The following is an 8636-nucleotide window of genomic DNA, read 5'->3' on the forward strand; positions in this document are numbered from 1 at the left end:
TATTTGGTGGCCGCTCGCCTGTGGGCTTTGCCACCTCCGGGGTGGGTCATTTTTGGATGATCACACCGGGTCAGTTTTGAATGCACATTGACAGGACTGTGCTTCGCGCCGTCGCTCATTGCGCGCCAGAAGTGATCGAGCGCCGCGCGTGCGCCCTCGGGGCCCTCACGGGTGAAGCCGTCGGCCAGCGCCACCGCGTTCATTGCGCCCGCGGAAGTGCCCGAAATCCCGGCGATCTGCAGCCGGCCGTCCTCCAGGATGCGGTCGAGCGCCCCCCAGGTGAAGGCGCCATGCGCGCCGCCGCCTTGAAGCGCGAGGTTCACGAGTTTCGTTTTCTGCGCCATGTGGTTGGCTCTTTCTTGGGTCGTGGATGCGCTGACCGCGCGGCGCTCAGGCCAGATAGTCGTGGACGACGCGCCCGTAGGGCAGCGCCATGTCGGCGATGATGTGCTGGCCCTCGACCACGCGGCGCACCGGCAGATCGGCGACCAGCGCGTTGATATGCGCCACGTGGTGCAGCCGGGCGCGGCCGCGCCGGACGCCCATTCCGGTGATGTCGGTCATCCGCTGACCTGGAAACACGGGAACTGGCTCTCGGTCCGGCAGGCTCTGGCGGGCCGCGCGGGACCTGGCCTCGGACCCGTGCCCGTCACGCGCGCTCCGTCATCTCGCCCCTACCGCGTTGCGCGTTTCGCTGATCGCATCCGTCTCGGGCTCCGCGAGGCTGTCGGGGATCGTGACGCGGAAGCACGCGCCTTCGGCGAGGCCGTGGACGAGACAGATGTCACCGCCATGGGCGCGGACCAGATCGGCCGCGATCGCAAGCCCGAGGCCGGAGCCGGAGCCGTCGGGACGGGTCGACCCCCGGGACGACAGGAACAGATGCGTCAGCGCNCCCGAGGCCGGAGCCGGAGCCGTCGGGACGGGTCGACCCCCGGGACGACAGGAACAGATGCGTCAGCGCAGCCTGCGGCACGCCAAGGCCGGTGTCGCGCACGTCGATGGTGCAGCCGGACCCACTGCGCCGGGCATCGACACGGATCTCCTTGTATCGAAAGCCCGGCCCCTGCAGCGCCAGGATGGCGTTGCCCAACAGATTGAGGAGGGTGCGGAACAGATCGTCGGGATCGGCGTCGATCTCGACGGTGGTCGCGACGTTGTTGATCCAGCTTATCTCCGCGTGGTCGAGATCGAGCGTGTTCGCGACCTCGTTGACCAGCGGCGCAAGGGCGAGCCGCTGCCGGTGCGGGCGTCCCTTCGCCGCCGTGTCATCGTTGCGCGATGTCGTGCAGAGCGCGATGGCCCGGTCCAGCGACGCGGTCAGCTTCGGTGCCAGCCGCCGCACTTTCGGGTCATCGACCTGCGCCAGCCGATCCGACAGAAGCTGCGCGCATGTCAGGATATTGCGCAGGTCGTGGTTGATCTTGCGCGTTGAAAGGCCGGGTCCTGCGTGGTCCACTCGCCCGTCATCCAGGTTGCCGAAACCGCGCATCGTTGCGCCGTTCATCCGGTTGTCCGGTGCTTTGAGTTGGTCGATATTCATTCTCAATACCCCTTGTTGTCGGTGGCCGAATCCGACACGGCATCCGCGCCGGCAGACACGTCTTCCCCGAGCCCGTCCACGGTGTTGCAGGCCTGGAGCGCGAAAGATGCGGACAGGGCCGCCGCTAGGAGCGTGAGCGAGCTGAGCTTGGGCGTCGTCATGTCGGGTTATCCTTGTGCCGAGACGCCCGCGGCGACCGCCGCGGGCTCTGCCACCCGCATTACGCCGATTGCTCAAAGCGGGCACTTACCTGCATCAGCCTATCGCAGCACCAAATCAGCACCACATCGTTGCCGGCCACAATGTCGATTCCGGCGCAGATCGGCAAAACCGCATACGGCTCAGGCGAAAACCGCCCGGGCCTCGGCGAAGGACAGGAGCCTGCCGCGCTGCTCGTCCCACAGGTGCAGCCGCGCGCAGCGGAAGCTTTCAAGAAGCGTGATGCGTTTTGACCTTGCCAGCAGGTCGTGATCCCGGATCGCCTCGGGCAGGCGGTAGAACGGGATGCGGCTGGCCAGGTGATGCACGTGGTGCACCCCGATATTGCCGGTGATCCAGCGCAGGATGCCGGGCAGCGCGTAATGCGAGCTGCCATGCAGCGCCGCCTCCTGGATGTTCCAGTCTTCCTCGTGCTCCCAGCTTGTTTCCTCGAACTGGTGCTGCACGTAGAAGAACCACATGCCCGCCATCGCGGCCAATAGCATCGTCGGCAGGAACACGAACAGCAGCACGTTCCAGCCGCCCAGCCAGACGATCACTGCCAAAATGGAGCCGATGGCGGCATTGGTCGCCATCGCGCTCAGCCAGTAGCGCCAACCCGACCGCATCAGGTGAACGGGCAGCCTTTGTTGCAGGAAGAAAGTGTAGAACGGCACCACTCCGAACAGGAAGACGGGATTGCGCACGAGGCGGTAAAGTGCCCGGCCGAGCCAGCCTTTCTCCTGGTATTCCCGCACCGTCAGCGTCGGCAGGTCCCCGACCCCCCGCCGGTCGAGATTGCCGGTCGTGGCATGGTGGATCGCGTGTGTCTTGCGCCAGACGTCGTAGGGGGTCAGCGTCAACACGCCGATCCCACGTCCGATCCAGTCGCACAGGCGCCGGTCGCGGAACAGCGACCCGTGCCCGCAATCATGCTGTATCATGAACAGACGCACCAGGAACCCCGCGTTCACCACCGCGAGGGCCAGCGCCAACACCGCGCTGATCGACACCATCCACCAGGCCACGGCCCAGATCGCGACGAAGGGCACCAGCGTGACGGCCAGTTCGAACACGCTGCGCGCAGGGATCGGCTGGCGGTATTTCGTCAGCGTTCGGGTCCAGTCGGACGCGGTCAGCGCGGTTTCGCTCTGCGCGTCTTGGCCGTGCGCAGGTGCCGCAGCCGGGTCATCATTCGCCTGCCGCGTGTCGCGCGCGGCAGGCGCAGGGAACTGCCCAACCTGCACGCCGGATCGTGCCGACGTGACGTGCTGGCCGCCGGCGGTCTGCATAGTCTGATGATCAGGCCGGCCGGCGGCCGGCGTGTCACCTGGTCTGGTCGCGAATGTCATGGTGCGCGTCGTTTCCTCTTTGGTCGAGCCTGTCATTTCGGCGGTCTTCGAACGGAGTTGCCGCCAGCGATGATTCGGTTGATGATCGTGGCCACGGCCCGGTGCGCTTCCGTTTCTGCCTCCGTGCCGGTGGCGTTCTCGTGGGTCGCCGCAGCATCGTGGAGCACCCCCATGATCTCGTGCTCGGGCAGCAGCTCGCGATCGTTCATGGCAAGCATGAGCGCCTCGCAGATCGTGAGGGCGGCCATGCCGGCATGGTCAGTTTGAACGGGCATCGTGGAGACTCCTTGATCCTTGCGGCGACACGGCCATCGGGCCGGTCGAAGCCTGTTTGATGCACCCGTTGTGACAAGAAATGAGGTATGCTGGGCTGATCCAAAGCAGTCACCTGGCGAGAATTCTCGAGTAGGGCTAACAACGGGACATCGGGAGATCGGGAAAAGGGCCCATGAACACCACTGCAAACAGCCCGCTCACACGCAAGCTCTCGAGTTTCGTCGCCTTGTCCGAGGCCGAACTCGCGGTGCTGGAGCGTCTGCACCAGCGACGCCGGTCCTTCCCTGCGGGGCGCGACCTCGTGCACGAGGGACAGTCGGGGCAAGCCGCCTATATCCTGTCGGACGGCTGGGTCTGTTCCTACAAGATCCAGCCGGACGGGACGCGCCAGATCGTCGATTTCCAGATCCCGGGGGATTTTCTGGGGCTGCGCAGTGTCCTGCTGCGCACCTCCGATCACAGCTTCGAGACGATCGTCGACAGCCAGGCCGCCGAGGTGATGTCGCGTGACCTGTTGCAAGCCTTCGATCAGACACCGCGGCTTGCCACGGCCATTCTCTGGGCCGCGTCGCGGGATGAGGCGATGGTTGTCGAGCATCTCGTCAATATCGGGCGGCGCGACGCCGAAGCGCGCATGGCGCATTTTCTGCTGGAACTGGGATCGCGGCTGGCGCTGGTGGGCATGGCGAGCAAGCAAGGATACGACTGCCCGCTGACGCAGTATCACCTTGCCGACGCCCTGGGCCTGAGTGCGGTCCACGTGAACCGCGTCCTGCGGCAGCTTCGCGAGAACGGGCTGGTCACTGTCCGGGACGGTCGCGTCACGTTCCATGACCACGAGAGGCTCGCCGAACTTGCCGAGTTCGACGCGTCATACCTCGATCAGACCGGACCACTGCTGAAATGAGAATCGCAGCCGAGGCGGAGGCGATCCCCCGGTCCTCTGGACGAGCGGATGAGATCACGCAAGTGCTGGATCTTCCGCGCCTGGTGCGATTGCAGATTCACGCGGTGACATCGGCACATCCGGCATCGCCGTGTCTTCCGAGGGGGCAGCCCGACGGCGCGTCGCGTTTCATTTGCCTTATTCGGATGTGCCGGTGAAAAGAAGCTGCGCCGCTAAAAACAGGACCGCCACCAGCGTCCAGATCAGTCCTGTCGATATCGTCAACCTTTTTGTTTCGGGGGCTGCCCCGGCCTTCGCCTGACTGGCGTTTTTTGGAAGCAGGCCAGCCAAATCCTGCGCGACAGCGCCATCATCCTGCTCAAGCGCCGGTACGTCGCACACGCGTGACAGCAAGGTGTCCAGGCGCACGCCTGCAGCCTCCCGCCCGAGGCTCGCGAGTTCGCGGGCCTCCTGCCAGGGATCGAGGTTCAGCCGCGCCAGTGCGGAAAGAACGGTCACGCCGTTGCCGTTGTAGTCCTCTCCGACGGATGCGTGGAGAAATCGGTCGAAATCGTGGTTTTGGGGATCGAGAACAGCATTTGTGGCCATCTTATCCTCCTTTTCATGGGCTTGTGGGTCCCGGCACCCTGCCAGGAAACAGGCGGCCTCCCGCGAATAGGGGCACGAGAGGCGCTCCTCGCCGAAGCATAGGGAAAACATTGGGCAGGGGTGCTGACACAGATCAGTGCGTTGTCATGCTGTCACGCGCGGCTCCGGCTTGAGGGGCCGGAAATACCGACATCCGCAATTTCCGCGAGGCGCTAACATGGATCAGCCCATGGCACATCTTCGCAGGTTAAAAGATGGAAGGCGCGTGTCCGCGTCCGAAAAAGGCCCGGCGCCTGTCACAGGGGCTGCGAGGGCCAGAACGAGACCGTCCAAGCATCGAGCCGAACACGCAAGCGAACCGGAATACGGCAACGGATCACCGCTATCCCCAGCACTGCCCCGATGTCCAAAGCTCTGCGAAATAGGACGGCGCGGCGGGGACGAGCCTGTCGGATGACCGCTAACCAGATACCGCGCAACGCACAAGGAAGGCACCAATGACTTTGACCAGCAAGACGATCGCCGTTTTCGGCCACCCTTTCAACGTCCCAGGGTTCGACGAAATGCTTCCTGCGGGCGAATACGAGATCGAAACCGAGAACTGCGCGCCACCGGATCGGCTTGACCCCGACGCGTGGCTAGCCTCCGTCTGCGTGAAACTGCATACGCGGGCGTCTCATCCCGGTCTCGAACGGGTCCTAACGGTTACGCTGGCCGACCTCGACCATGCGCACGCCATGGACAAGGTATCCGGCCGGAACCTGACAGATATCTTCCTCGAATACATGTTCGGCGATCCGCTCGTGCGCCTCGCGATGCAGGCCGATGGTGTAACCGCCGCACAAATTCGCGAACTCAATTCCGCGTCGCGGCTTTCCCGGGGCGGGAATGACGAGCCGGACCGGACACCAGAAACCGGACCCAAGCGGGATGAGGCGCCGATCAGGGCCGCAGAGAATGAAGGCATGCCGGTCAGAAGGTGACATGTGATGCGGCAGATCGGAATTCACGGCACCGTTCATCAATCAGGTCTGTGCTAACGCGGGCCGCCATGTTGACGGTCTTGGCTCGTAAACATGCTTGAAAGCGACACCGAAACGAAGTCGCGGGCGACGTCCGCCGGCCTGTCCGAAGATACACAGTCGGGCATAGGGTCAGGACGCGGCGAGAAACTGTTCGCTCTCGGCCTGTTTCACGTCATCGAGCGATTACTTCTGGTGGTTGTCGTGGCCATGACGCTGGTCGCGGTCGCCTTCGAAATCCTTGCCATCTATCGGCTGGGGACCATCCTGTTGGCCGATATTCTGTTGATGTTCCTGTATCTTGAAGTGATCGGAATGGTGTCGGTCTATTATGCCCGACGCGATTCCGTCTTCGTGTATCCGATATTTATAGCTATCACGGCCGTAGGGCGTTTGGTCGTTCTGCAGGGCAAGGAAATGGCGCCGGAAAATATACTCATCGAGGCGGCCGCCATCTTGCTCTTGTCGATTTCGGCGCTGGTGATCATCTGGGCAATGCGACAGCAAAAGCTGTGAAACGCCTCGGCACTTCCCGTTTTCGCAGACCAGAGTCTCCGGGTCTGCAGAGGTGGGCGCGCGGACCCTCTTTACGACCAGAAAACGCCGTGCGCCCGCGCCGATGATGATCGTGGTGAAAAGCGTCACCGCGACGACGATCCGGAGAGTGCGTCCATGATGGTCCACATGACGGTCCGGGAGAACAAACGCGCGGCCGAACGCGATGACCCATGAAGGGCCGTATCGACGGATCGGTTGGCATAGACATCTTCGTCCGCAGCCTTCCATGCCTTGGAAGGTGCCCCTTCTATTTGAGAAGCCGGTCTGCAGCTCGTCCCGGGCGCTGCTTGCCTCGGCTTCGAGCGCTGTAACCCAACTCCATCCCGCGACGGATGCCACGGACCCTGCCCAGAGCCTCAAATCAAACTGCAATTCCCGAGAGGCGATGGGAGAGGAGGCTGGAGACGCGCTGCGCCGATGAACTGCATCACGACATCGAATGGCGCGCGGCGTGTTAACCTAGGTTAGTGGCGCCCGCGATTGACTGCTTCATCATGGTGTTCTTGGATCTCAGGGCTGATCCTGTCTGATAAGGAGGCGTTTCATGAACAGGTCCATGCCAAGCGCCAGTTCGGTGCCGGTTTCACCTCTCGGAGTTTCGGCCGCGACCACCGATGGGCAGCGCGGTTTGCCGCGCTACTTCGCGTCGGTTTTTGAGAGAGCCTGCGCCATGCAGGCGGGGCGGGTTACCTTTGTGCTGCCCGACGGTCGCAAGTTTCGCGCGGACGGCGCGCGGCCGGGGCCGGTAGCCGAGTTGCATGTGCATGATCCCGATCTCTTCACGCGGCTGATCCGCGAGGGTGACCTGGGGTTCTCGGAGGCTTACCTTGACGGCGACTGGTCGACGCCGGATCTGCAGGCTTTCATGGATCTCGTTCACGTTGCCGGTGATGACATATACGATGGATTTCCGGGCAAGGGCCTGCTCCGACTTGTCGAGCAGGCACGGCAAGCCCTCCGAGGCAATACACGGCGGCAGGCGCGGCGCAACATCGCCGCCCATTACGACCTCGGCAACGATTTCTATCGGCTCTGGCTCGATGAGACGATGACCTATTCATCGGCCATGTTCACGACCGGACAAGAAAGCCTCGAGTCGGCGCAGACCGCGAAATACGCGAGCCTGATCGACGAGATGGGCGTCGAGGCGGGTGATCACGTGCTGGAGATCGGGTGCGGCTGGGGTGGCTTTGCCGAATACGCCGCCACCGAGCGCGGTCTGCGCGTCACGGGGCTCACCAACAGCGAGGCGCAGCACGACTACGCGCGGGACCGCATCAGAAACGCCGGCCTCGATGACCGGGTCGAGATCAGGCTCCAGGACTACCGCGATGCGCGCGGCCGATTTGACGGCATCGCCTCGATCGAGATGTTCGAGGCGGTCGGAGAGCGCTACTGGCCGGTTTATTTCGAGTCTGTTCGTGAACGCCTGAAGCCGCAGTGCAATGCGACACTGCAAATCATCACCGTTCAGGACCGCCGCTGGGAGGTTTATCGCAGCGGCGTCGACTTCATCCAGAAATACATCTTCCCCGGGGGGCTCGTGCCCTCGCGCAAAGCGCTCCTCGCGGAGGTAGAGCGCGCCGGCCTGCGGGTCGTCCACTCGGTCGAGTTCGGCGAGAGCTACAGCCAGACGCTCCGCCGCTGGCATGAAACATTCAATGAAAATTGGCCACGGATTTCCGCCTTAGGCTTCGACGAGAGGTTTCGGCGGATGTGGAACTTCTATCTCACTTCCTGCGCCGCGACTTTCGCAAGCGGGAATTGCGACGTGACGCAAATCACCTTGAAACGGCCGGCCTGAGATGGCGTCCGCACCCGCACGATCCTGTCGCGTCGTCGCGTATGAAAGATTTCCACTTTACGGGGAGAAAATGGAATGCTGATGACCGCTGTTCGGACTGCTCTGGCACTGGCCTTGGTGGCGCCTGTCTCAACGTCAGCTCAGGAAAAAATTGCGCTTCCACCGGACGTCATCGAGGGATTCTACATCACCCTCGATGACGTGCGCGCCCGAAGCGACGAACTCTATGACGCGCTTGCACGCGCCGCCGGCGACCCGATTACCGAGGCGGACTTCGTCGGAAGGCGGCTGCCGGTGCGCATTCCGACACATTCGATCACGTGTTCCGACGACATATGATCAGCCATTCCGACGTATCCGATCACCGCGAGATGACGCCGTCGGGCGT

Annotated in this window: 13 protein-coding genes; 5 read left to right on the top strand and 8 right to left on the bottom strand. The window is 63.3% G+C overall.

What is annotated here, in order from left to right:
- The 7 genes from V8324_RS20450 to V8324_RS20475 form a co-directional block, all read right to left on the bottom strand.
- Window positions 1-344 (bottom strand): patatin-like phospholipase family protein (locus tag V8324_RS20450; protein WP_336421745.1); only part of this gene is annotated, 344 nt, incomplete at its 3' end.
- A gap of 46 nt (window positions 345-390) precedes the next feature.
- Window positions 391-564 (bottom strand): acetoacetate decarboxylase family protein, encoded by a 174-nt coding sequence (locus V8324_RS20455; RefSeq protein WP_336421746.1) that lies wholly within the window; start codon window positions 562-564, stop codon window positions 391-393.
- Window positions 565-663: 99 nt separating this feature from the next.
- Complete coding sequence (locus V8324_RS22520) at window positions 664-891, bottom strand: ATP-binding protein (RefSeq protein ID WP_442970586.1); 228 nt, start codon at window positions 889-891, stop codon at window positions 664-666.
- Window positions 785-1543: a sensor histidine kinase gene (locus V8324_RS20460; protein ID WP_336421747.1), complete on the bottom strand. Its 759-nt coding sequence runs from the start codon at window positions 1541-1543 to the stop codon at window positions 785-787. Before V8324_RS20460 ends, V8324_RS22520 begins: the two co-directional genes overlap by 107 nt.
- A gap of 2 nt (window positions 1544-1545) precedes the next feature.
- Window positions 1546-1704 (bottom strand): entericidin, EcnA/B family, encoded by a 159-nt coding sequence (locus tag V8324_RS20465; RefSeq protein WP_336421748.1) that lies wholly within the window; start codon window positions 1702-1704, stop codon window positions 1546-1548.
- A 180-nt stretch (window positions 1705-1884) separates the two neighbouring features.
- Window positions 1885-3033, bottom strand: a complete 1149-nt coding sequence (locus tag V8324_RS20470) for a fatty acid desaturase (RefSeq protein WP_336421749.1) — start codon at window positions 3031-3033, stop codon at window positions 1885-1887.
- 92 nt (window positions 3034-3125) lie between these two features.
- Entirely contained in the window at window positions 3126-3368 is a 243-nt protein-coding gene (locus tag V8324_RS20475) for a hypothetical protein (protein ID WP_336421750.1), read from the bottom strand.
- A gap of 173 nt (window positions 3369-3541) precedes the next feature.
- Between V8324_RS20475 and V8324_RS20480 the strand changes: the two genes are divergently transcribed.
- Window positions 3542-4276, top strand: a complete 735-nt coding sequence (locus V8324_RS20480; RefSeq protein WP_336421751.1) for a Crp/Fnr family transcriptional regulator — start codon at window positions 3542-3544, stop codon at window positions 4274-4276.
- Between the two features lie 177 nt (window positions 4277-4453).
- Here the strand turns inward: V8324_RS20480 and V8324_RS20485 are convergent, their stop codons facing one another.
- Window positions 4454-4864 (bottom strand): hypothetical protein, encoded by a 411-nt coding sequence (locus tag V8324_RS20485; protein ID WP_336421752.1) that lies wholly within the window; start codon window positions 4862-4864, stop codon window positions 4454-4456.
- 497 nt (window positions 4865-5361) lie between these two features.
- Between V8324_RS20485 and V8324_RS20490 the strand changes: the two genes are divergently transcribed.
- The 4 genes from V8324_RS20490 (at window position 5362) to V8324_RS20505 (ending at window position 8587) form a co-directional block, all read left to right on the top strand.
- Complete coding sequence (locus tag V8324_RS20490; protein WP_336421753.1) at window positions 5362-5847, top strand: hypothetical protein; 486 nt, start codon at window positions 5362-5364, stop codon at window positions 5845-5847.
- Window positions 5848-5940: 93 nt separating this feature from the next.
- Complete coding sequence (locus V8324_RS20495) at window positions 5941-6402, top strand: phosphate-starvation-inducible protein PsiE (protein WP_336421754.1); 462 nt, start codon at window positions 5941-5943, stop codon at window positions 6400-6402.
- A gap of 598 nt (window positions 6403-7000) precedes the next feature.
- A complete protein-coding gene (locus V8324_RS20500) occupies window positions 7001-8248 on the top strand; it encodes a class I SAM-dependent methyltransferase (protein ID WP_442970587.1) in 1248 nt (415 codons plus the stop codon).
- A 75-nt stretch (window positions 8249-8323) separates the two neighbouring features.
- Window positions 8324-8587 (top strand): hypothetical protein, encoded by a 264-nt coding sequence (locus V8324_RS20505; RefSeq protein WP_336421756.1) that lies wholly within the window; start codon window positions 8324-8326, stop codon window positions 8585-8587.
- Window positions 8588-8636 lie beyond the last annotated feature (49 nt).

Origin of the sequence: Roseovarius sp. D22-M7 (assembly GCF_037083785.1) — a bacterium.
Classification (GTDB): Bacteria; Pseudomonadota; Alphaproteobacteria; order Rhodobacterales; family Rhodobacteraceae; genus Roseovarius.